The sequence below is a fragment of the Pseudarthrobacter leeuwenhoeki genome (assembly GCF_055412885.1).
On the sequence record NZ_JBVAYY010000016.1, the window covers coordinates 1 to 20,683 of the forward strand.

Sequence of the window (20,683 nt, forward strand, 5' to 3'; positions counted from 1 at the left end):
CTCGTGGTTCCTGTTCAGGTTGAATGCGTAGTAACACTCATCCCAGCAGGACCACGAGTCCTCTGCTAGCTACAACACGAACCTATTTCCCCGGGAACCTTGAAGAGCCGCGTTGATCAGGTTCCAGGCTCCGCCCAGGGCCTGGCTGACGTCGATGCGGAAACCTGGAGGATGGTGCCAGATGGCGACATCGACGACCGTGCGCGGGAAGTGGCGCTCACCCCCGGTTGAGAAGGCCGCGCCTTTGATCGTAAATTTGTTGCCGCGGCGGAATAGGGGAACCCCTTGTTCATGGCCTTGAGTTCGGCCATGGAGGCCTCGGAGAGGTTGCGGCGGTCGCGCGCTTCCCATTCGTCATGTTGCTCGACCAGGACCGCGCCGGCAAGCCGGAGAAGGGCTGCCGGGTTGGGAAAGACCCCGATGACGGCAGTGCGTCTTTTGATCTCCTTGTTCACGAGATCACCCGCTTCACGCCATCCTGGGTGTGTCAAGTATCTGTGGCCCCGGTAGGACGGCTATATCTGGACCCACTCGAAGTCCACTGGCTCCCGCCCGGTGCGGCGCGCGGTGATCCAAGTTCCGGGTGCCGTATGCCGCAGGGCTTGGGTTGTGTCTCTGCTGCGGTCCAAATTAGCGGGCTCTTCCTCTGGCGGGGTGGTTGTTGGTTCGGATGCTTCCCGTTGCAAAGATCCGGTCCTACCGAACTTTGTGTCAACGATCGTGCTCCTAGGCGTCTATTGAGTTCGATAGGAAAAGGACTGAGCCCCCGGGCATTTCTGTCCGGGGCTCAGTCCTTGGGCGGACCTCCGAAGACCTGTAGGCCCAAGTTAGATGCGGAAGTCGATACGGCAGTTCTGTGATGCCAAGGTAAATGTTTCCTCAAGATTTAGGGGAGCGCTTTTAGGAAATGCCAGATCAGTTATTCCAAGAAATGGCCCTTCCCCAGTTGACACTGAATGCGACATGGGAACGGGCTCCCCAATTCCAACACGCAGCGTGAACCGTTCCGTCTCCACTGTGCGACTAGGCCGGTCATTTTTACGTAGACTACCGGGCTCGTCTTCTCGAAGTCGGAGTAACACGAAGTCCTCGGTCAACGGACAGAAGGTAAGCTAAGTTTCCTTCGGCACTAACAATTTCCGGCCTAATCGTGTACATATTTGTCCTCTAGGTTACATGGTCTGGCCATACACTACATCGTAGAAATTAGAGTCGTTGATATCAAGCCAGGCTTCAAGAGCAATCTGCTGGCCCGGGTAGGGGCACTCCCAGTTGCTTCAGGTGGAAAGATATGTCCCAGTGCCCGATGCAGACCCGCAGAACTGCCAACTGTCCCAGTTTCGCTGTATGGAACAAGTCAGCGAGTTCCACACGCCGTTGGGCATGGAACTCGCTGGGGCGCTGTATGTCATTTGTCCCGGGGACAGCGCGAGATTCGCCGCGAGGTAACCATAGCTGGTCCAGTGAGCCATCGGAGTCACCGTACCGTCAGTCGGCTTGCCCTTTTCCCCTTTTGGGCCACAACCGTTTTGTCGTTTACGCACCTCCTGCGTAGGTGCTTCTCCATGAGTCGAGACTCTTCCGCCGTCAGCTGCTCGCCATCGGTCCCGGTGAGCATGTAAGAGATGCCCGGACAAATCGTCTTTTCGCCCGGACCGGCATTCTTTTGTGATGAGTCGGCGTTAGCCGCAACTGGAGCCATGAGTGCCAGGATCATTGCAGTGATAGGAATTAGTAAGAGACGCCTAAAGGACATAGTATTCCCCCTAAATTCAACCAGCATGGAAATTGAAGGTTACAGCATGCCTCCGGAGTCTCTTGTTTATCGACGCCTATATGGCTTGCAGTAAATTGAATATCTAGCAGGGAAAGTCCGGCGTCTAGCGTAATTCTCGTTCTCTTAGAGTAGTTCACCAGATGTTCATTTAGGCCGACGTTGGTGGCGGTCCGCATCGAAGCCCGCCAACCACCACGGTCCTGCTTTATGGCTATCCGGGAGCTGCCCTGTTGAGGCTGTGTGCGAGGCGATAAGAGTCTGTGCCGGTTTCGATGATTGCCCCATTGAATGTGAGCCTATCGACAATCGCAGCGCACAGCCTCGGGTCTGTGAAGGTCTTGGTCCAGCCCGAGAAGGACTCGTTGCTTGCGATGGCGATGGAGTTCTTCTCTTCCCTTTCGGTGAGGACCTGGAAGAGAAGCTCGGCGCCGCGCCGGTCCAGTTCCATATAGCCGAGCTCGTCGATACAGAGCAGGTCGACGCGGCCGTAACGGGCGATGGTCTTGGCGAGAACCTTCTCGTTAGCTGCTTCAACGAGTTCGTTCACGAGCCTGGTGGCGAGGGTGTATTTGACCCGGTAGCCCTTCTCCGCCGCGGCCGTGCCGAGACCAATGAGCAGGTGAGACTGGCCGGTCCCGGAGTCGCCGATGAGGCACAGGGGTGCTCCTTTGCGGATCCAGTCCCCGGTCGCGAGGGTGTGGATGGTTGCGGCGTTGATGTTCGGGTTAGCGTCGAAATCGAAATCTCCCAGCCACTTGTCCCGGGGAAAGTTCGCTGCTTTGATCCTTCGGATGGAGGGTGCTCAGCTGCTGCGGGGACGGTTTGCCGGGATGATCTCCAGGCGGGGTCGGCACGTGTTGGTCCTCGCCGCCAGGAGCAGAAGCGCCCTAACGGCGCTGTGCGTTCTCGCTCATGTCTGCATGGTCCCACCGTGACGCGCCCGGCACTAGGGTAGTTCGTCCTATGGCTCCAGGCGTCTGAGTCTTTGAGCCAGAACTCATGGGGCCACAAACGTCAGGGAGCTCTGACAATATCCTCAGCATCGCTTATTAAGCGGGACGGCCGGTTCATGTCCGGTAGGCCGATGTCCGCCGGGGACGGCTTGGGTGTCGTCTGGATGGCCGGGCTGGGTTGCGGAGGGAAGGCCCGACCAAGCTGTCGGTCTGCGGATCTGATCCGGGTGATGATGCATGTCCTGGGCACAGCGGTCGCCCCCCATTCCGATCCGCACGGGGGTCAACGGTGCATGTCACGCTGCTGTCAGGGCCGCGGGAAGCTCGGTCAGCGCGGTGACTGTAAATTCAGGAGCCTGAAAGTAGCCGGGGTAGCTTCCCCCAGCCCTGTTCAACCATGCCGTGCGCAGACCCGCGTGGGCGGCGCCGTGGATGTCCCATGGATGGACGGCGACCAGCACCATGTCGGCGGGGTCAGCCCCGCAGTCGACGGCGGCATATTCGTAGGATGCCCGTGCGGGTTTCCAGGCGGCCGCGTCTTCGACCGAGAGTAGCGACTGAAACTCGTCACGGATTCCGGCGTCGGTGAGCAGCTTCCCGGCGATCTCGGCAGAGCCGTTGCTGAGTGTGATGAGCCGGAACCCGGCAGCGGCGAGTGCCCTAATTCCGTCCGGGACGTCCTGATGTACGCTCAGGCCCGTCATGCCGCCCATGACATGCTCGACCGCGGTCTCAAGTGGCCGGTTGAGTCCCACCCCGGTAAGAAGTCCCCGGAGGGCCTCGGCCCCGATGGCGGCGAAGGATCCCTTGTCGCCGCTGGCCGTAAGGGCGAAGCCGTCGCGCAGCAGAGTAGCGAACCAGAGTTTGGCCAGTTCAGCCGGCGCGCCGATCTCGCTGAAGCGTTCGCCCATGGGGGACATGTCGGAGAGAGTCTCGTTGACATCAAAGACGATTACTGGCAAGGCGTTGGTCATGAATTCTCCTTGTAGTGGTGTGCAGACTCTTCGGCCAAGTCTCCCCCTTCTTTGCGTTGTTGGACAGCCACAGGTTCTAGGAGGCCTCAAGGCTGTGGCACACGGAACATTTGCGGATTAGTAAGTGTTGTCGTGCCAGCGCCGGCGGCCTTGACTGCAGTTAGTTACAGATCAAGGTTCTGGTCAATGATGGAAACCCTTGCCTGGCGATCACAGCCATTGGCCGTCGCCCGATTCTCTTAATCCCGAATAATTTGCAGTCTGTGAAACTGCCCACTGGGGGACGGCATTTGAAGACAACCTGTATCCGTGTCGTGCCGCGAACTTCTGGAGTTCCCAGGCGAGCGGCCAGCCTGTCTTATTGGTCAATCGTACTTAAGATGCTGGACGAGACGACCGTGATCGGCTGCCGGTTAGGTAGGCTGCTTTGCTGCCGGTGCTGCTCCAGGACGTCCCGGGAGGTCGTCTATTTCCGCCTGCCGTCCGGTCGTTGTTGATGTAGCCCAGGTTCTCGCGTCTCCGCTGAACATGCTGGCGAAGTACTGCATGCCCTGCCACGGCGGGAATGGGTCGTCCGAGGCGGGCATGAGTGCTTTGATTGCATGGCCCATAGCAGTCAGGGAACCGACGCTCCCCGCGTAGAGGAGCCGGAATTGGGTCCCGGTCAGGTCGGACATTGTGGATGCCAGTGTCCTCGCGGTGACTTGGTGTCCTGCGATCTGGAGGGCGCGGGGGCCCGGTCGTCGAGAGCGGCGGCAGCGGTGTAGGTGGCCGTGTCGTCCTTGGTGGTGAAGTCGAGCACCTGGTCTGGTCGGACAAAATGAGCACGCGGTGCCGGGAAGAGAGGATCATAGGTGCCTGCCCGGAGAGCATGTCGGTGAAGGCGCCGTTAAGGATCGACGTCGCCCGGATTTCTGTTGCGTCCAGCCTCTACGGGAAGTCTCGACGGAGCTGTAAGTTCCGGTTGCTCCGGGGCCGGATACCACGGTAACCGACAGAGAAATCGGACGGGATGAATCGCGGCACGCCCGCCGCCGCCGCCTCCAGTAGGCGCGCTTGAGCGCCGACGATTGCGCGGTCGAGACCGTTGATAGCGGAGACCACGCAGTCCACATTTGCGCAGGCTCTCCGGAGGCCCGTCCGGATCGTCGTAACGCGTCCGAACCACCTCGGCGCCTTGGGAACGTAGCTGGGCAATCCGCGCCGTGTTGGTCCCCGGGCGTGTCAGGACCCTAACGGTAGCGCCCAGGCCGACCAGATCCCGCAGGATCAGCCCGCCGAGATCGCCGGTGGCACCGGCGAGAAGGGCGGTGCCCGGAGGGGATGCTGTCGCGGTCATGGATCACACCTCAAGTGACTTCTGGTGAAAAAGCGATGGTGGGCTAAAGACTACGTGGGCTCGTTCCCTACAGCGGCAGTGCGGAGACCGAAGTTCTGGCCATCGTGATCATCGAGGTCGAGACGGGGCGGTATTCCACGCTCAAGCCCCGCCCTAGGTTGGCGCTGTTCGGGCGGCCCTGATGGGCTCCGTTCAGACTGACATATTCAGTGACCGGCGACGGGGCATTACGCAAGACTTTTGTACCTTAATTTTGCTTAGGTGAGCCTAATCTAATACCATCGTTCGGGTGACCATGCAGCTTGATTTCATGCGGGTCCCCTTTGCCTCGGATCTTGCGAGCTACGGGGACCGACCCGCCATTCTCACCGACAACATCGCGGTGACCTACCGGGAACTGGCGGAGCGCGTCGATGACCTGGCCGTCCGGCTCGGCACCGAACGGCGCCTCGTTGCGCTGACGGCAGCCAACAACGTCGAGTCGCTCGTCGCCTATCTGGCGGCACTGGCGGGTGGGCACCCGCTGATTCTCCTCCCCGAGGACAAACCTGCAGCCCTGGAATCCCTCGTTGCAGCCTATGACCCCGATGTCATTGTGCGGTCAGGGACCGGGCGCACCGTCCTCGAGGAACGCCGGCCAGGCACCCGGCACGAGCTGCACCCGGATCTTGCCCTCCTGCTGAGCACGTCCGGGTCCACGGGCTCGCCGAAGCTTGTTCGTCTTTCGCATGCGAACCTGCAATCCAACGCGGAGTCTATTTCCGAGTACCTGAACATCGGCCCGGACGACCGTGCTGCGACGACCCTGCCGATGTCCTACTGCTACGGGCTGTCGGTAATCAACAGCCACCTGCTCCGCGGTGCGGGACTGGTCCTCACCGACCTTTCCGTCGTCGATCCGTGCTTCTGGGAGCTTTTCCGAAACCGAGGTGCGACGGCATTCGCCGCCGTTCCCTACACCTTTGAACTCCTGGAACGGGTGGGGTTCGCGGACATGGAGTTGCCCGGCCTTCGCTACGTCACCCAGGCCGGCGGCCGGCTCGCACCGGAGGCGGTGCGACGCTACGCCGGACTCGGCCGCCGGGGTGGCTGGGATCTTTTTGTGATGTACGGCCAGACGGAGGCCACGGCCCGGATGGCTTATCTGCCGCCTGAACTCGCGGCCACAGTTCCCGGGGCCATTGGCATCCCCGTCCCCGGAGGCGCATTCCGCATCGACCCCGTTCCAGGCCTGGAGCATGGCGAACTCGTGTACACGGGCCCAAACGTCATGCTCGGCTACGCGGAGACGGCCGAAGACCTCGGAAAGGGCCGGAGCATCGGTGAGCTCCGCACCGGCGATCTGGCCCGGCAGCACCCCACCGGCGTCTACGAAGTGGTCGGGCGCCGCAGCAGGTTCGTCAAAATCGTCGGCCTGCGCGTTGACCTCGGGCAGGTGGAGCGGATCCTGGCCGACCTCGGCGTGCAGGCAGCCAGCGCCGGGACCGACGACGGCCTCGTCGTCGCGGTCGAGGGCGACCACGACCCGCGCCTGCTGGGAAAGGTCCTGGCCCAGGGCGTGGGTCTGCCCCGTGCCGCTCTGCAGGTCCACACCGTCGAACATCTCCCGCGTCTGGCCACGGGCAAACTGGATTATCAGGCTGTCCTGTCGCTGTCCCGGCCCGACCCCGTGCACGCGCCTGCGGACGGGTCGGCCGACGGCCCCGGCAGCGTCAGAAGGATTTTTGAGGACGCTCTGGAGGTCAACGACATTGCCGACGGCGACACTTTTGTCTCGCTGGGCGGCGACTCACTGTCGTACGTGGCGGCATCGGTCAGGCTGGAACAAGCCCTGGGCCATCTCCCGCCGGACTGGCACGTGACTCCTGTCCGGGACCTGGAACCACGGCGTCGTACTGCCCCGGTCGGAAAGCTGCGGCGGTTCGTTGCGCCGCTCGAAACGAGCATCGTGTTGCGGGCCGTGGGGATCGTCCTGATCATCAGTACACACGTCGGTTTATTCAGCTGGCAGGGCGCGGCCCATGTGCTCATGGCCGTGGCCGGGTACAACTTCGCCCGCTTCCAGCTCTCGGGGGAGCGGGTCACGCGCCTGCGGCGGCAGCTGGCCAGCCTGGCCAGAATCGTCTTGCCCAGCATGGCGTTTATCGCCGTCGCCTATCTGATCACCGACGACTACGCACCTGCCAATATCCTGCTCCTGAACGCCATTGTCGGGCCGGAGGCCGTGACCACACAGTGGCACTTCTGGTTCATCGAAATACTTGTCTACCTGTTCCTGGGAATGACGGCCCTGCTGGCCGTTCCCTGGGCGGACCGCGCCGAGCGGCGTTTCCCCCTGCTTCTTCCACTGGCCCTGACCGGAGCCGGGCTGCTCACCCGTTACGAGCTGGTTACCCCGTCAGTGCCGAACACGGCGCCAGCCCTCTGGCTCTTCGCGCTGGGCTGGGCCATTGCACGGTCCCGGACGGTAACCCAACGATGCGTGGTCTCAGCCATTGCGGTACTCACCGTCCCGGGGTTCTTCGACAACGCGACCCGGGAATGCACGCTCGTCGCTGGGATCCTGATGCTCATCTGGCTGCCCAGCATCCCGGCGCCGAAGGGCCTCCGCCGTCTTACGGTGGTGTTGGCCAGCGCCTCCCTCTACGCGTACCTCGTCCACTGGCTGGTCTACCCGCCCCTGGCCGGGATAAGCCCCGCACTGGCCGTCGCGGCCTCGCTCGCCGCGGGGGCAGCGTACTGGGCGCTGTGCATGCGCGTGGTCAACGCAGCCACCCACCGACGGACCCTGTCCCGGAAGCGGTGGTAGTGGAAGTGCACCCCGGAGTGGGCCGGCCCCGGGGCTTATGGCCCGTGACAGCGGAATCCGCGGTCTGGAGAATTGCCCGATGACGAAGCCACACAACATGAGACAGGCTTCCAGGCCCGCGGCAGTGTTCGCTGGGCTGGTGGCATCGGGCTTCCTGTTCCGGCGCTTTCAGTTGCGTTGGGGTGCCACCGCCGCTGAAGCCGACGGCGGGCTTCCGGGCGACGGCTTCCTGTCGGTTGCCGATCTTCAGTCAACGCGGGCGATCACCATCGAGGCTCCGGCGGATGCAGTGTGGCCCTGGTTGGCGCAGATGGGTCAGGGTCGCGGCGGACTCTACAGCTACGACTTCCTTGAAAACCTCGCCGGCCTGGACATCCACAGTGCTGACCGTATCCACCCGGAGTGGCAGGACATCGAGGCAGGCGATCGCTTTCACCTGGCCCCGGCTGCTTCCGCTGACCTGGAAGTGGGGTTAGTGGACCAGGGCAACGCCGTCGTGCTGCGCGTTCCTCCCGGTTCCCCGCCCGGGCCGTTCGATTTTTCCTGGGCATTTGTCCTGCAGCCACGGTCCGACGGCACCACCCGGCTGCTGGTGCGGGAGCCTTAGGATGCCCAAGCAACATCACCGGTCCGGCCTTATAAATCCTGTTCTCTGCGCTCAGGACTCACAGGTCCACGTCTTGGCAAAACTAAGGTTGCGCGGTTACGCCTCATGGCTTTGCGTAGTCGGCGAATCCTTGCCAGTCGATGATGACGCAGGGCTCGTCTCCGAGGACCCAGGCGTCATGCCCGGGTGCCATGATGGCGAAATCGCCCGGGCCGTACTCCATTTCTTCGCCGTCGTTCATGACGACCTTCATTCGACCGGAAATGAAGTACCCCAAGTGGGCGGCTTGACAGCTTTCGGTCTTGGCGATTGGTTTGACATGCTCGGACCAGCGCCATCCGGGCAGGAATGTGGCTCGGCCCACGGCGCCCTGTTCAAGATTGACGAGTTGGAGCTGGCCCTTTCCGCTTTCGAAGGGGCGCGTCTCCTCGGGCGAGTCGAGGCTCATGCGAATTAATCCTGACATCTTGACCTCCTATGGTCGGCACTGCTGCTTTATGGGGTGAGGTTCCCGCGGCAACCTTGGGGTTTTTACCCGGTTGCCGCATGTCTGCTTCAGTCGGGAGGGCCTCTGCGGACGGGCGTCAACGCAACCGGCTATTAACAGATACTTAGACCCAATCGCCCCATTTGTCCAGAGCACACGGGTGGGCTTTTTCAAGCGGTGGCCCAAACTGTCCAGGAGGGTGTCGGTTGGAGTGAAGGGAGGTGGAATCGTTATGCAGGGCCAAGTGCGGCCGCATGGTTTTGTGAGACGGCTTTATCAAAGAGCCATCCGGTGACGCGGCCCTCGTCCTGCGGCGGATCTGCAGTTTGATTGTCCCGTCGGGACGGGGTGCGCTGCCGATCGGGTAGGCGCGGGCGAGACATGCCGTGCCCTCCAGCATCAGGTACTGGCCCGGGATGAACTGACAAAGACAATCGCTGTCATCAAGCGGGGCAAGCGTCAGCAGCGGGGTCCGGGCGCCGGCATCTTCCATGCTCGTCACCGTCAGACGGATGCGGCGCTCCGGATGGGGGAGCACGTCGTGCCACTCCAGTTGTTCGCCGCGGGCCAGCAGATACGTGATGGACCTCGGGGCGGTGCTCAAGATCCTGCGCGTTATGGCTGCGCGGGAGATGGCTTTGCATTCCGCGGACGGGCTCCCGGGGCGGCATGTCAGGGCCCGGGGGCCACCGCGACGATGGTGCCGTGGACGTCGCAGACGGCGGCGAGGGTGTTGTAAATGGTGCCGTACTGGCTGAGGTTGCGGTGCAGGAGCTCGACGCGCCGCGGGCTTTCGCTGGTTGCGAGGCGGATTTCGTACTCGATCCCGACGAATTTCGGCGGGCTGTCCTGACGGCGGGCCTGCACGTCGATCTCGGCACTTTGGTAGCTGAACGGCATCATCGCGCTTGAGCGTTCCAGATTCTTCAACAGACAGGCGGTGAAGGCCGCAGCGAGCAGTTCAGCCGGTCCGGGCAGCCCGGACGGTTGGTCAGCGCCCCAGCTGGCGTCGATCGGGATCATCTGGTTGGCGGCCTGGATGGACGCTTCCTGGCCTGCCACGCCGTGTCCGCGGACCCGGTATGTCGTGGGTGGAGTTCTCATGAGGGTTCCTTCGGCGTCGTTGGGGAAGATGGCCGGGCAGGCGGTCCGTTCAGGTAGCGTGCGGCCCAGGGTTTGGGCAGGATCCACGGGAACTTCGGGTTTCGGCGCATCGAATCCCGTTTCGTAGGGACTGCTGAACCGTGCGGGCGGGGGAACGTCGCGGTTGACGACGTCGGTGCGCCGGGCTTCGGCGGCCGGCGCGGGAAACTCGGCATAAAGTTCCCGGACGGTGTAGTGCTCGGCGGGGCGGCTGGGCAGCAGCACGGTGCGCCGCCAGTTCCATTGCACGGATTCGTTGACAGCCACGAGGTCGGCCTTGTCGGCCTGGCTGAGTGTTCCGCTGTCGGTGAGCGCCTCATCGAGGAGGGCGGTGTCCCACCGGACGATCAGCGGCGGGAAGAAGCCAGGTTCTTCCCGCACTTCCCAGGTGGCCCCGGTGGAGACTTCCCTGACCACGAACTGCACCCCAAAGGAGCCGTCCAGCAGATGCGTGCCGAACCGGGCCCGGCCTCCGGTGAGGTAGGCGGCGATGTCACCCAGGCAGGGGCTGTTTTTGGAGACAACAACCAGGTTGGTGCGGTCAAAGACCCCGTCCGGGAATGCGGTGGGGGCCAGAGCGGCAAAGGCATACGCTCCGCGGGGCAGGTCCGCCGCTTCCGCGAGCCAGAACGGCACGTCCCAGCGAGAATCCTGGCGTGGCTCCTGGCGCCGTTCGCCGGCCGGGTTCTGGCCTACGCCGTCGCTCGTTGGGGTCATGTCAGAAGCTGATCACTGCCGCGCCTTCGAGCGCGTAGCGGACGAAGGCATCACGGGCGAACTCCAAGGCCAGTCCGCGTGAGGTGAGCGCCTCGGCCGTCCCGGCGGCGTTCGCTGCGTTCAGGCACGCGTGCACGGTGACGCCGGCGGCAATCAGTGCGTCAATCTGCTCGCGGTATCCAACACGCACCGGGTCGCTGCTGTCCTCCGTGAGGGCGGCCTGCGCCGGACCGAAGCAGAACACCTCAAGTTCCACGCTCTGGCCGCCGGCAACCTGGCAGACCCTCTCAGCGACATGGGAACCTGCGTCCAGTGAAGCGTTGTCATCGTGGAACATAAAAATTACGGTCTTTGCCATACGCTCATCATCCTCCATTGCCCGGATTGCCCCTCGTCGGTGACGGGGGCGCGTGGTGTTTCCGGGGCCGGCCGGTCTTGGAAGGCGGCGGACGGACCCCCAGGGGCAAGGATCAGCCTGCGGCTGTTGCTGCGGTGAGCAGTTCGCGCAGCTGTACCGGTGTGGGGACCCGGCCGGAGACGAGGACTTCCTCATTGACGACCAGGGCGGGGGTGCTCATGACGCCGTATCCGGCGATCGCCGCGTAATCTTCGACTTTTTCAATGGTGGCGTCGAGGCCGAGGTCTTTGATGGCCTCTTTGGTGACGCGCTCGAGGGTCTTGCAGTTGGTGCAGCCGGGGCCGAGGACTTTGATGATCACGATGTGATTCCTTCCGGAGGTTATTGTGCAGGGTTATCTTGCGAGGATGAAGTTGAAGAGGTATCCGACGGCAATGATCCCGGCGCCGGTGACGGTGACGAAGATTGCCAGCAGCGGGAGCTTGAGGACCCGGCGCAGGAGGATCATTTCGGGCAGCGAGAGGGCGACGACGGCCATCATGAAGGCCAGCAGCGTCCCCATGGGGAGGCCCTTCTCATAAAGGGCCTGGACCATCGGCATGATGCCGGCTGCATTGGAGTACAGCGGGATGCCGATCAGGACGGCGATCAGGACGCCGAAACCGTTGCCGGGTCCGGCGTAGGTGGCGAAGAAGTCAGCCGGCGCCCAACCGTGGATGAGAGCACCGATCCCGATGCCGACGAGCAGGTAGATCCAAATCTTGCTGATAATGGACTTGACCTCCTCGACCCCCATCTGGATGCGCTCTCCGAAGGTCAGTCCGAGGGATGGATCGATGGTCTTACCGCCGAGTTTAACGTCGAAGACGAACGGCTCGATCCAGCGTTCGACGCCCAGACGGCCGATGATCCAGCCCGCCACCACGGCGACGACCAGTCCGGAGGCGACGTAGAGCGCGGTGATCTGCCAGCCGAACAGGGACAGCAGGAGCCCGATGGCGATCTCATTCACCAACGGGCTGGCGATGAGGAAGCTCATCGTGACCCCGAGGGGAACACCGGCGGCGACGAACCCGATGAACGCGGGCACGGCACTGCAGGAACAGAACGGGGTGATCACACCCAGACCCGCCGCGAGGATGTTGCCCACCCCCTCCCGCCGACCGCCCAGCAGGGCGCGGGTGCGCTCGACGCTCATGAAGGACCGCAGCACCGTGACCACGAAGATGATCCCGGCCAGGAGCAGCAGGATCTTCAAGGTGTCATAGATGAAGAAGTGGACTGTCCCGGCGATCCGGCTCGTCGGATCAAGCCCCAGAAGGTCGTAGAGGAGGACGTCCCACAGCCACTCATTAATCCAGTACAGCAGGGCCCACAGACCGGCGGCGGCGGCCAGGGCGGCAACCCGGCCCCTGGTGCTGGTCGGTACCCGCTCAGCGACAGTCATCGCCTGCTCCGTTTCCGCTGATTCGACATATTCGACGTTCATCTAATACGTAGCATGACGACCTCTTTGATATATGTCAAATGTCTGGGAAGATGAAGTTATGCCCAAGACTCTCCCGGTACTGGATGACGCTTCGCCGATCTGCTGCCCGCCGCTGGGGAGCGGCCGGCAGCTCACGCCTGATGATGCTGTTGCCCTGGCCATACGCCTCAAGGCCCTTGCGGATCCGGTGCGCCTTCAACTTATCGCCCATCTGCTGGCCCAGCCGGATCAGGAGGCCTGCACCTGTGATCTTGCGCCGGTCGTCGGATTGTCCGAGCCAACAGTCAGCCATCATCTGAAGAAACTCGAAGGCAACGGTCTCCTCACCAAGGAACGCCGCGGGATGAGCGTGCACTACAGGGTGGTCCCCGAGGCCATCCGCGCCGTTGCCAACGCCTTGGGCTCAGGCGTAGTCTGACCGCCGGGGTCTGCCGCTTCCAGGCATCGATCAATATCGATACAATGACGGGGGGCCATAATCACGCTGGTTAAGTCCCGCCGGGACGACGGCCTGAGTGAGTAGGGTCCCGTGGTTCGGTATTGAATCGAATCACCACCAAAGCCAAGGAGAACCACATGCCTGCTATCCGAATCTACGAATCCGCACTCTGCTGTGACACCGGTGTGTGCGGCCCCGACGTGGACCAGTCCCTGGTGGATGTGACCGCCGATGTGCGTCATCTTCAGGGCCTCGGTGCCGATATTGCGCGCCACAACCTCGCCAGCGAACCGACCGCCTTCGCGGAGGACGAGACGGTCCGTGGATTCATGCACCTGGTCGGATCCAAGGGCCTTCCGCTCACGATCGTCGACGGCGTCACGGTCGCCACCGGGACCTACCCGGGCAGGGAAACGCTGCTGGCATTGGCCGGACTGGGCGACGCCGGCGTTGAACCGCAGTCCCGCCCGGAACTTGGCTTGAGCGACAAGTCCGGCGGCTGCTGCGGCGGCTCAACGAGCTGCAGCTAGGTCCCGGCGTGAAGTTTCTGCAAAACGCGCCGCGGTTCCTGTTCTTCACCGGCAAGGGCGGTGTGGGCAAGACGTCCGTAGCCTGCGCCGCAGCTCTCACCCTGGCCAGGGCCGGTCAGAAGGTCTTGCTGGTCAGTACCGACCCCGCCTCCAATATCGGGCAGGTCTTCGGCGTGAGCATCGGGAACACCGTCACGCCACTTCATGATGTGCCGGGTCTCTCCGCGCTGGAAATTGACCCGGAGCAGGCGGCCGAGGCGTACCGGGAACGGATTATCGGGCCCGTTCGGGGCCTCCTGCCCGAGGTTGAGCTGGTCGGCATTGCCGAGAGCCTCTCGGGCTCCTGCACCACGGAGATCGCCTCTTTCGATGAGTTCACGAACCTGCTCGCCGACGACACCTCTTACGGGGAGTACGAGCACATCGTTTTCGATACCGCCCCGACAGGCCACACGATACGGCTCCTGCAGCTGCCCGGGTCGTGGACCGACTTCCTCGAGGCGGGCAAGGGAGATCCCTCCTGCCTCGGCCCACTCTCGGGTCTTGAGAAGCACAAGCAGGTGTACGCCAAGGCAGTCCAGGCACTCACGGACCCCGCGAGGACCCGGCTCGTCCTTGTCGCCCGCGCGCAGACCTCGTCCTTGGCCGAGATTGAGCGGACGTACCTCGAACTCAACCAGATCGGAATCGGCGGCGGCTATGTCGTCATCAACGGCGTCCTGCCCGAAGCCGCAGGCGACGAGGACCTGGCGCAGTCCCTGCGCACCCGGGAAACTGCTGCCCTCGGGGCCATTCCGGAGGTGGTCGCCGCTTTGCCCCGCGATGTCCTGGATCTGAAGCCGGGCAACATGGTCGGCATCCCGGCACTTGAATCCCTGTTCGCGCCCACTTCCGGCGCCGATGGCACTTTCGACGCCGCGCTGGTGCCCGAGATTGAGGACGCACCACTGGCTGCCCTGGTGGACGAAGTGGAGGTCGACGGACACGGCCTCGTGATGTGCATGGGCAAGGGTGGGGTCGGGAAGACCACCGTCGCGGCGGCGATTGCGGTCGCCCTGGCCACGCGCGGGCATGCGGTCCACCTGACCACGACTGATCCCGCAGCGCACCTCACAGAAACACTTCATGGTTCCATCCCCGGCCTGACGGTTTCGCGCATCGATCCGGAAGCAGCGATCCAGGAATATCGAAGCCACGTGATGGAGACCAAGAGCCGGAATTTGGACGACGACGGGCGTGCGGCCCTCGCCGAGGACCTGCTGTCCCCCTGCACCGACGAGGTCGCGGTGTTCCGACAGTTCTCCAAAGTGGTCCAGGAATCCCGCCGGCACTTTGTCGTGATTGACACGGCACCGACCGGCCACACTCTGCTGCTCCTGGACGCCACCGGCTCCTACCACCGGGAAATCGCCCGCCAAGTCGGCGACACGATGGGATTCGTGACGCCCCTGATGCGGCTTCAGGACCCGGCACAGACCAAGGTTGTTCTTGTCACGCTGGCCGAAACCACACCCGTGCTCGAAGCCGAAGAACTCCAAGGCGATCTGGAACGGGCCGGAATTAACCCGTGGGCCTGGGTCATTAACAACTCAATCGCCGCCGCACACCCGCAGACGCCGTTCCTGCGGGCCCGCGCCGCGAGTGAAATCGAACAGATCACCAAGGTGCACACGCTGACGGACCGTTTTGCTCTGATTCCGCTGCTGCCCGAAGAACCCACCGGTGAAGAGAAGTTGGCGGCACTGACCGCTCTCAGCTCCCTGCCTGCCTGAAGCGGACCCAGCCCGCCGGCGCTTGTGCGGCGGGGCTGGGCCCCGCCGGCTAGACGTCCTGGCGCTGGGCCAGCAGTGATTCGATGTCCCGGGTGGTGGCGTCCAGCCTGGTGATTGTGTCGCGTTGGATCGACCGCAGGTACTCGGCATCGGACTCGCCGTCCTGCACCCAGTTCTCGTCTCCGGGGGAATCCATCGACTGGCGCGTGTTGGCGGTTGCCGTCCTGACGTTCTCCAGCATTGCGCGCAGCCGCTCTTCTGTCGTGGGAGCCTCGGTGTGCATGGTGTCCTCCTTGCTTGCGGTCCTGTTGTCAGATCCGTGGGGCGACTCTGTCGACGGGTGCGTCGTAACGCCGGAGTACGCCGGACGGGAGGAAGCGGCGGACACGGCAGTCCAGCCGAGAATCCCGCCGGTGGGCGGCGAGCTTCGAAACATGGAGACCGCACCAGTCCGGCACCCCGGCCTCGAACGTGGCCTCCCAGGTTGCGATTCCCTTGCTGTAGATTCTTTGGACCTCGGGCCAATCAGAGTCCTGCATCAGTTGGATCATGACGTCGGGATTCGGACCGTGGCTCACAGGGAGGCCAGGATGCCGGCCGTCCGCTCCATAGCGCCGGGAACGAGGGAGTAGTACGCCCAGGTGCCGCGCTTTTCGCGGTGCAGCAGACCGGCGTCGACCAGGATCTTCAGGTGGTGGGACACCGTGGGTTGGCCCAGGTCCAGCGGCTCGGTCAGGTCGCACACGCAGGATTCGCCCGAGGCCTCACTTTTGACGATGGAGAGCAGTCGCAGCCGGTTGGGGTCGGACAGGGCCTTGAACATCAGGGCCTTGCGCCGGGCATCTTCTGCGCTGAGGACAGCCTGGCCGGACGGTGCGCAGCAGGCTTCGTCGAGGGCCGGCTCAGCAGTTCGCAGAGAATTCATGTGTCTATTATGCACGCAGATTGACATTCATCGATATAGGTGGGGATACTACGGCCTCCTCTTCACGATCACCCGCTCTTCGCCCTGCAGGGCGGCACCATCACCTCCCGGCCGCTGGACGTCGTCCGGATCGCCCTGCCGCGGCTGGTCTGCTTCCTCGTGGTGTTCGGTGCCGGCATGCTGATCGGCAAGTGGCTGGATCTGGGCTCCGCCAAAACCACCACCCTGGCATTCACCGTCGCCGGCAACAACTTCGAACTCGCCATCGCCGTGGCCATCGGAGCCGTCGGCGTCACCTCCGGCCAGGCCCTCGCCGGCGTCGTCGGGCCCTTGATCGAAGTCCCGGTTCTTGTTGCACTGGTCTATGTGGCTCTGGGCCCGCACCCGCTTCCTCACCCCCGCCGTGACGATGCCCTCTCCGCTCCGAACTCTGCCGTTCAGGTCGGCGAGTACAAGGGTAAAGACTGGGAGTACGTGGACGGGGCTGGCGTGACCAGGGGAGCTCAAACGGAAGACACGAGCCCGTGGAACGTCGCCTACCGCTGCACCTCACCCGATGGCACCGTTGCGTTGACCTTCGATCAATCCAAACGCGGTATGAAGAACGCCACGCTCCACGTAGGTGGAGAGGAGGTGCCGCTTCACTGCATCAACAACGGATTTTGGGGCGATAGGCTGAGGTTCTGCCTCCCGGAGACGGTGCCAGCCGTTCCGGGCCCGCCCACCCCTCGACCTGACGCTTCATAACCGTGGCCGTAAGCCTGAACATCCAAATGACGGTTCGCGGCCGCGTGAGGCGCCCTGCGGGGCGATGGAAGCTGGGGGGTGGAGATCTGACGTTACGCCGAAACCGACGCACCATGCCGTCAACGTGACACAGCCTGCGAAGCCCGTAGCCGTAATTCCCTTAGAACAGCGGCCAGGGCACCGCCGACATCTCACCGCTCGGTGCCGGAAACCGCCCTGCCAAGCGCAACCGGGCGCAGCGCGCGGCGAGCGATGCGATTTCTTCGGCGCTGAGCAAGTCCGCCAGGTTTCGGCCCAGCCCACCGTGCAGTCCTTCGCTGACACGATCGATGCCGTCGCGTTCCTCGGCGGTCAGAGCGTCTCCCAGCCATCCCCACAGAACCGTGCGCAGCTTCTGGTCACGGTGAAAGGTGAGCCCGTGGTCCACGCCGTGCCGGTGTCCGTCGGTCATGGCAAGAATGTGGTCGCCTTTGCGGTCGGCGTTGTTGACGACCACGTCGAAGACCGCCATGCGTCTGAGCGCTGGGGAGTCTTCGTGAACGAGGGCGACCATCCGTCCGTTCTCATCTCGTCCCTCGAGAACGTGTTTCCAGCCCGTCTCCGGCACGTGGTCCGTCGCGACCAGGTTCACGGGGCTTTGGGCGGGGTCTTGGTCCTGCCAGCGCTGGACCATTCCTTTGCCCATCGGACCATCGCGCAGCCAGGTGTGCGGCACGATGTCCCAGCCGAAGACCTGCGAGACCAGGTAGGCGGCCACCTCCCGGTGAGCCAGGGTGCCGTGGGGAAAATCCCACAGCGGACTCTCGCCTGCTATCGGCTTATAGACGACCACCACGTCGCCGATGCTGCCCAGAAATGTAGCGTTTGAAGCCGTCGTGATGCGGCCGGTGAGCGTCAGCTCGGCGGTCACTAGGTCCGGCGCTGGCATCAGAGCTCAGGAAGGGTGCAGATGTGCCCGTCGGCGTCTATGGGGTAACCGCAGAGCGAGCACATCGGACGCCCGGCGCCCACGATCTCACGGGTGCGCTTGGCGAATGCGCGGGCGGTGCCGACCGGCATTCGCACCAGCAGCATTTCGGACTCGTTAGCGCCGTCCTCATCAAGGGATTCGTCGTTCTCATCAGCATCGAGATCGGTGATGGGGTAGGCCTCTATTACGACCTGGGCCGTGGTTGGGTCCCAACCTAAGCTCATGGCGCCGGTGCGAAACTGCTCCTGAATGGCCTCGAGCTGGTCATTGTCGACAAGTTCAATGGGAGTACTCGTGGGTATGCTGAAGGGGTTGCCCTCGACGGTGATTAGCTGGTCGAGTATCTCGTCGATCTTCTCCGCGAGCAGAGCCGACTGCTGCTTCTCCAGGGCAATACTCACGATCTGCGTCCCTGCGCGCACCTGCAGGTAGAACGTGCGCGCCCCCGGAAGGCCAATGGTGCCAACGACGACCCGATCAGGCCAGGGAAACTCATGAACACGTGTAGGCATATGAATATTTTAGGCACATGAGGTTCATGGCGCCTTTTGCCCTGCACCGCCGCCCACCGGCGCATCGCCAGAGTGGATGCCGTTCGAGAGCCACGACAGATCACCCGCGTCGGTGTTGGTCGCGTAGACGCTTGGCCGACTAGCGCCGTAGCCCACGATCGATACGGAGGCGGGGCCCACGTTAATACGCTGGAACAGGTCAAGGTGCATGCCGAGCGCGTCCGCGAGGATTGACTTGATGATGTCACCGTGACTCACCGCCACCCACACGGCCCCTGGACCGTATTCGGCTTCGAAGGCTGCGTCGTGGCGTCGAATCGCTGCCACCGACCGAGCCTGCATCGCGGCCATGGATTCACCGCCGGGAAAGACGACGGCGGACGGTTGCGACTGCACAACCGGCCACAAATCCTCGGTCGCGAGATCACTGAGCGTGCGGCCCTGCCACTGGCCGTAATCGCACTCGGTGAGATCGAGATCGATCGGCGCGTATGGCGTGCCAGCCTGGCGATCGAGGATGAGCTGGGCGGTCTGCTGACAACGCTCAAGAGGGCTCGACACCACCCCGACTACGGGCACGGCCGCGAGCCGGTCTCCGGTCAGAGCCGCCTGGTCGCGCCCGATCTGGTCCAGGCTGACGCCGACGGCCCGGCCGGCCAGCAGTCCAGTGGCATTGGCTGTGGTGCGGCCGTGCCGCACGAGAATAACTGTCGCCATCCACCCAGCCTAACCACCCGCTCAATAGCGGTGTGAACCGAACCGGGTCGGACGTCGAACAGGCAGATAACGCACTGGCGGAACCTTCAAGCACGCCGACGCGCTCAAAGCCGCCCAGACGGACTCCGCACGCACGAACCAGCTCATGGCCGACGCAGCAAAACCGGAAGAACCGGCACAGCCAGAAACCCCCGGGCCATGTCGACCCCAGCATGGAGGACGTCCTGTACCCGCTCGGCGTCGGATCCGGTAGTTCCCGTCCTCTCAGAGCGGGTCGTGTGCCATTGGTTGTGGTGGACCACACCGACCCGCGCTGTGCGCCCAGAACCAGGGCGCGGCACTCTTTGGAGAAGACGGCGGGTTACGACGCGGCCCGAACGGCCCGCCTCAAACGCCTACTAGATTGCTGCTTGCGCCAGCGCAGCGCCCATCTTGGTTCTGAACTGCTCGAACTGCTCGCGTGCCTGGCGAAGAGAAGTCCCAATGGACTTCATGTCCGCTATCCCGGATCCCAATATTTGTATGGGGTTTTTTACGGCGGGGGAGCGGGCAGAGGGTGTCGCGGTGGGGGACCGGCTTACGGACGCAGGCTCCGGATGTATGTCGCCTGTGCGTAAGGTCTAGCTGTGAGCGATTACGACGCCAGGCTCGTTGACCTGTACGACCACGACAATCCGGATGGACCGGACCACGACTTCTACCGCTCGGTAGCTGACGAGTACAGGGCGGAGTCCATACTCGACCTTGGGTGCGGGACTGGCATCCTGACAGTTACTTTCGCCCAAGAGTCCCGCACTGTTGTTGGCATAGACCCGTCCGAGGCGATGCTAGCGTTCGCGCGACGTCGGCAAGGAGCGGACGCGGCGGACTGGATCCTCGGCGACAGCCGCGCCATCCCTCCCAGGAACTTCGATGTCGCCGTGCTCACAGGCAACGTCGTCCAGCACATCCTCGACCCGGAGTGGCAACGCACGTTGCTTGATCTCCGCGCTCATCTGCGAGGAGGTGGAGTGCTGGCCTTCGACAGCAGGAACCCCGGAGCCCGTGCGTGGGAAAGCTGGGGGTTGCTGGAGCGCTCTCGCCGGGACACCCCACATGGCCCGCTCGTTGAGTGGGCAGAGGTGTCCGAGTCCGACCGTGGCATCGTTACCGCCAGGTTCCACAACGACTTCCTGCGAACCGCTGAGAGCGTGACCGAGACGGCGCGCTTCGCCTTCCGCCACGCTGACACCCTTCGACAGCAGCTCGCTGCCGCCGGCTTCGAGGTGGATGCCGTGTACGGAGACTGGGCGCGCACAACATTCACCCCTGACGCATCTTTCATGGTGTTCATCGCACACGCCCGCTGACGGATCCCCAAACTGGACGGAAATGCCCCAAAGACTGCCGGTCGTGCAAGAATCGCGGCATGGACCCTA

At 63.4% G+C, this 20,683-nt stretch carries 21 protein-coding genes and 2 pseudogenes; 7 read left to right on the forward strand and 16 right to left on the reverse strand.

The features are described from left to right. Window positions 1-299 precede the first annotated feature (299 nt). The 4 genes and pseudogenes from ACZYX4_RS14460 to ACZYX4_RS14475 all read right to left on the reverse strand — a co-directional run. Window positions 300-455 (reverse strand): annotated as a pseudogene (locus ACZYX4_RS14460) (transposase); the annotation flags it as partial. Window positions 456-1,988: 1,533 nt separating this feature from the next. Further along, window positions 1,989-2,573: pseudogene (gene istB / locus ACZYX4_RS14465) on the reverse strand (IS21-like element helper ATPase IstB); the annotation flags it as partial. 453 nt (window positions 2,574-3,026) lie between these two features. Further along, window positions 3,027-3,704, reverse strand: a complete 678-nt coding sequence (locus ACZYX4_RS14470) for a haloacid dehalogenase type II (RefSeq protein WP_463877050.1) — start codon at window positions 3,702-3,704, stop codon at window positions 3,027-3,029. An 889-nt stretch (window positions 3,705-4,593) separates the two neighbouring features. Beyond that, window positions 4,594-5,043, reverse strand: a complete 450-nt coding sequence (locus ACZYX4_RS14475) for an NmrA family NAD(P)-binding protein (RefSeq protein ID WP_463877052.1) — start codon at window positions 5,041-5,043, stop codon at window positions 4,594-4,596. 295 nt (window positions 5,044-5,338) lie between these two features. On the opposite strand from ACZYX4_RS14475, the gene ACZYX4_RS14480 reads away from it, so the two are divergent. Together ACZYX4_RS14480 and ACZYX4_RS14485 are read left to right on the forward strand one after the other, a co-directional pair. Further along, window positions 5,339-7,852: an AMP-binding protein gene (locus ACZYX4_RS14480; RefSeq protein WP_463877054.1), complete on the forward strand. Its 2,514-nt coding sequence runs from the start codon at window positions 5,339-5,341 to the stop codon at window positions 7,850-7,852. Window positions 7,853-7,949: 97 nt separating this feature from the next. Then, window positions 7,950-8,459, forward strand: a complete 510-nt coding sequence (locus tag ACZYX4_RS14485; RefSeq protein WP_463877056.1) for an SRPBCC family protein — start codon at window positions 7,950-7,952, stop codon at window positions 8,457-8,459. Between the two features lie 103 nt (window positions 8,460-8,562). Here the strand turns inward: ACZYX4_RS14485 and ACZYX4_RS14490 are convergent, their stop codons facing one another. The 6 genes from ACZYX4_RS14490 to ACZYX4_RS14515 form a co-directional block, all read right to left on the reverse strand. Next, the gene (locus ACZYX4_RS14490) at window positions 8,563-8,907 is read right to left on the reverse strand and encodes a cupin domain-containing protein (RefSeq protein WP_463877058.1); all 345 of its coding nucleotides are present in this window, start codon (window positions 8,905-8,907) and stop codon (window positions 8,563-8,565) included. A gap of 163 nt (window positions 8,908-9,070) precedes the next feature. Next, window positions 9,071-9,550: a hypothetical protein gene (locus ACZYX4_RS14495; RefSeq protein ID WP_463877060.1), complete on the reverse strand. Its 480-nt coding sequence runs from the start codon at window positions 9,548-9,550 to the stop codon at window positions 9,071-9,073. A 68-nt stretch (window positions 9,551-9,618) separates the two neighbouring features. Next, the gene (locus ACZYX4_RS14500) at window positions 9,619-10,806 is read right to left on the reverse strand and encodes an OsmC family protein (protein WP_463877062.1); all 1,188 of its coding nucleotides are present in this window, start codon (window positions 10,804-10,806) and stop codon (window positions 9,619-9,621) included. A 1-nt stretch (window position 10,807) separates the two neighbouring features. Further along, window positions 10,808-11,164 (reverse strand): hypothetical protein, encoded by a 357-nt coding sequence (locus ACZYX4_RS14505; protein ID WP_463877064.1) that lies wholly within the window; start codon window positions 11,162-11,164, stop codon window positions 10,808-10,810. Between the two features lie 112 nt (window positions 11,165-11,276). Next, complete coding sequence (locus ACZYX4_RS14510; RefSeq protein ID WP_463877065.1) at window positions 11,277-11,525, reverse strand: thioredoxin family protein; 249 nt, start codon at window positions 11,523-11,525, stop codon at window positions 11,277-11,279. A gap of 33 nt (window positions 11,526-11,558) precedes the next feature. Continuing rightward, entirely contained in the window at window positions 11,559-12,653 is a 1,095-nt protein-coding gene (locus ACZYX4_RS14515) for a permease (protein WP_463877067.1), read from the reverse strand. 58 nt (window positions 12,654-12,711) lie between these two features. Here ACZYX4_RS14515 and ACZYX4_RS14520 point away from each other — a divergent pair, with 58 nt between their 5' ends. The 3 genes from ACZYX4_RS14520 (at window position 12,712) to arsA (ending at window position 15,394) form a co-directional block, all read left to right on the forward strand. Then, window positions 12,712-13,071: a metalloregulator ArsR/SmtB family transcription factor gene (locus tag ACZYX4_RS14520; RefSeq protein WP_463877069.1), complete on the forward strand. Its 360-nt coding sequence runs from the start codon at window positions 12,712-12,714 to the stop codon at window positions 13,069-13,071. 158 nt (window positions 13,072-13,229) lie between these two features. Next, window positions 13,230-13,622 carry an arsenite efflux transporter metallochaperone ArsD gene (gene arsD / locus ACZYX4_RS14525; protein ID WP_463877071.1) on the forward strand — a complete coding sequence of 131 codons (393 nt, stop codon included), beginning with the start codon at window positions 13,230-13,232 and terminating at the stop codon, window positions 13,620-13,622. Between the two features lie 8 nt (window positions 13,623-13,630). Then, window positions 13,631-15,394 (forward strand): arsenical pump-driving ATPase, encoded by a 1,764-nt coding sequence (gene arsA, locus ACZYX4_RS14530; RefSeq protein WP_463877073.1) that lies wholly within the window; start codon window positions 13,631-13,633, stop codon window positions 15,392-15,394. A 49-nt stretch (window positions 15,395-15,443) separates the two neighbouring features. Here arsA and ACZYX4_RS14535 read toward each other — a convergent pair whose 3' ends face one another. Genes ACZYX4_RS14535 through ACZYX4_RS14545 form a run of 3 tightly spaced genes read right to left on the reverse strand, consistent with a single transcriptional unit; the run spans window position 15,444 to window position 16,319 of the window. Next, the gene (locus tag ACZYX4_RS14535) at window positions 15,444-15,677 is read right to left on the reverse strand and encodes a hypothetical protein (RefSeq protein WP_463877075.1); all 234 of its coding nucleotides are present in this window, start codon (window positions 15,675-15,677) and stop codon (window positions 15,444-15,446) included. 28 nt (window positions 15,678-15,705) lie between these two features. Beyond that, complete coding sequence (locus tag ACZYX4_RS14540; RefSeq protein ID WP_463877077.1) at window positions 15,706-15,933, reverse strand: hypothetical protein; 228 nt, start codon at window positions 15,931-15,933, stop codon at window positions 15,706-15,708. A 35-nt stretch (window positions 15,934-15,968) separates the two neighbouring features. Continuing rightward, window positions 15,969-16,319, reverse strand: a complete 351-nt coding sequence (locus ACZYX4_RS14545; protein ID WP_463877079.1) for an ArsR/SmtB family transcription factor — start codon at window positions 16,317-16,319, stop codon at window positions 15,969-15,971. Between the two features lie 39 nt (window positions 16,320-16,358). Here ACZYX4_RS14545 and ACZYX4_RS14550 point away from each other — a divergent pair, with 39 nt between their 5' ends. After that, on the forward strand, window positions 16,359-17,066 hold the full coding sequence (locus ACZYX4_RS14550; protein WP_463877081.1) for an arsenic resistance protein: 708 nt from the start codon (window positions 16,359-16,361) through the stop codon (window positions 17,064-17,066). A gap of 160 nt (window positions 17,067-17,226) precedes the next feature. On the opposite strand, the gene ACZYX4_RS14555 is transcribed toward ACZYX4_RS14550, so the two are convergent. Genes ACZYX4_RS14555 through ACZYX4_RS14565 form a run of 3 tightly spaced genes read right to left on the reverse strand, consistent with a single transcriptional unit; the run spans window position 17,227 to window position 19,265 of the window. Then, a complete protein-coding gene (locus tag ACZYX4_RS14555) occupies window positions 17,227-17,994 on the reverse strand; it encodes an SCO1664 family protein (protein WP_463877083.1) in 768 nt (255 codons plus the stop codon). After that, window positions 17,994-18,548 (reverse strand): DUF3090 domain-containing protein, encoded by a 555-nt coding sequence (locus ACZYX4_RS14560; RefSeq protein ID WP_463877085.1) that lies wholly within the window; start codon window positions 18,546-18,548, stop codon window positions 17,994-17,996. The genes ACZYX4_RS14555 and ACZYX4_RS14560 overlap by 1 nt, the downstream gene beginning before the upstream one ends. 24 nt (window positions 18,549-18,572) lie before the next feature. Beyond that, the gene (locus ACZYX4_RS14565) at window positions 18,573-19,265 is read right to left on the reverse strand and encodes a histidine phosphatase family protein (protein ID WP_463877087.1); all 693 of its coding nucleotides are present in this window, start codon (window positions 19,263-19,265) and stop codon (window positions 18,573-18,575) included. A 626-nt stretch (window positions 19,266-19,891) separates the two neighbouring features. Between ACZYX4_RS14565 and ACZYX4_RS14570 the strand changes: the two genes are divergently transcribed. After that, on the forward strand, window positions 19,892-20,614 hold the full coding sequence (locus tag ACZYX4_RS14570; protein ID WP_463877089.1) for a class I SAM-dependent methyltransferase: 723 nt from the start codon (window positions 19,892-19,894) through the stop codon (window positions 20,612-20,614). Window positions 20,615-20,683: the final 69 nt, after the last annotated feature.

What these genes read in the sequence shown, in the direction of transcription:
- ACZYX4_RS14515 (WP_463877067.1), bottom strand. Translation starts at nt 12,653, where the DNA reads ATGAACGTCGAATATGTCGAATCAGCGGAAACGGAGCAGGCGATGACT.
- ACZYX4_RS14505 (WP_463877064.1), bottom strand. Translation starts at nt 11,164, where the DNA reads ATGGCAAAGACCGTAATTTTTATGTTCCACGATGACAACGCTTCACTG.
- arsD (WP_463877071.1), top strand. Translation starts at nt 13,230, where the DNA reads ATGCCTGCTATCCGAATCTACGAATCCGCACTCTGCTGTGACACCGGT.
- ACZYX4_RS14480 (WP_463877054.1), top strand. Translation starts at nt 5,339, where the DNA reads ATGCAGCTTGATTTCATGCGGGTCCCCTTTGCCTCGGATCTTGCGAGC.
- ACZYX4_RS14485 (WP_463877056.1), top strand. Translation starts at nt 7,950, where the DNA reads ATGAGACAGGCTTCCAGGCCCGCGGCAGTGTTCGCTGGGCTGGTGGCA.
- ACZYX4_RS14475 (WP_463877052.1), bottom strand. Translation starts at nt 5,043, where the DNA reads ATGACCGCGACAGCATCCCCTCCGGGCACCGCCCTTCTCGCCGGTGCC.
- ACZYX4_RS14560 (WP_463877085.1), bottom strand. Translation starts at nt 18,548, where the DNA reads ATGCCTACACGTGTTCATGAGTTTCCCTGGCCTGATCGGGTCGTCGTT.
- ACZYX4_RS14535 (WP_463877075.1), bottom strand. Translation starts at nt 15,677, where the DNA reads ATGCACACCGAGGCTCCCACGACAGAAGAGCGGCTGCGCGCAATGCTG.
- ACZYX4_RS14500 (WP_463877062.1), bottom strand. Translation starts at nt 10,806, where the DNA reads ATGACCCCAACGAGCGACGGCGTAGGCCAGAACCCGGCCGGCGAACGG.
- ACZYX4_RS14490 (WP_463877058.1), bottom strand. Translation starts at nt 8,907, where the DNA reads ATGAGCCTCGACTCGCCCGAGGAGACGCGCCCCTTCGAAAGCGGAAAG.
- ACZYX4_RS14520 (WP_463877069.1), top strand. Translation starts at nt 12,712, where the DNA reads ATGCCCAAGACTCTCCCGGTACTGGATGACGCTTCGCCGATCTGCTGC.
- ACZYX4_RS14565 (WP_463877087.1), bottom strand. Translation starts at nt 19,265, where the DNA reads ATGGCGACAGTTATTCTCGTGCGGCACGGCCGCACCACAGCCAATGCC.
- ACZYX4_RS14470 (WP_463877050.1), bottom strand. Translation starts at nt 3,704, where the DNA reads ATGACCAACGCCTTGCCAGTAATCGTCTTTGATGTCAACGAGACTCTC.
- ACZYX4_RS14545 (WP_463877079.1), bottom strand. Translation starts at nt 16,319, where the DNA reads ATGAATTCTCTGCGAACTGCTGAGCCGGCCCTCGACGAAGCCTGCTGC.
- ACZYX4_RS14540 (WP_463877077.1), bottom strand. Translation starts at nt 15,933, where the DNA reads ATGCAGGACTCTGATTGGCCCGAGGTCCAAAGAATCTACAGCAAGGGA.
- ACZYX4_RS14555 (WP_463877083.1), bottom strand. Translation starts at nt 17,994, where the DNA reads ATGCCAGCGCCGGACCTAGTGACCGCCGAGCTGACGCTCACCGGCCGC.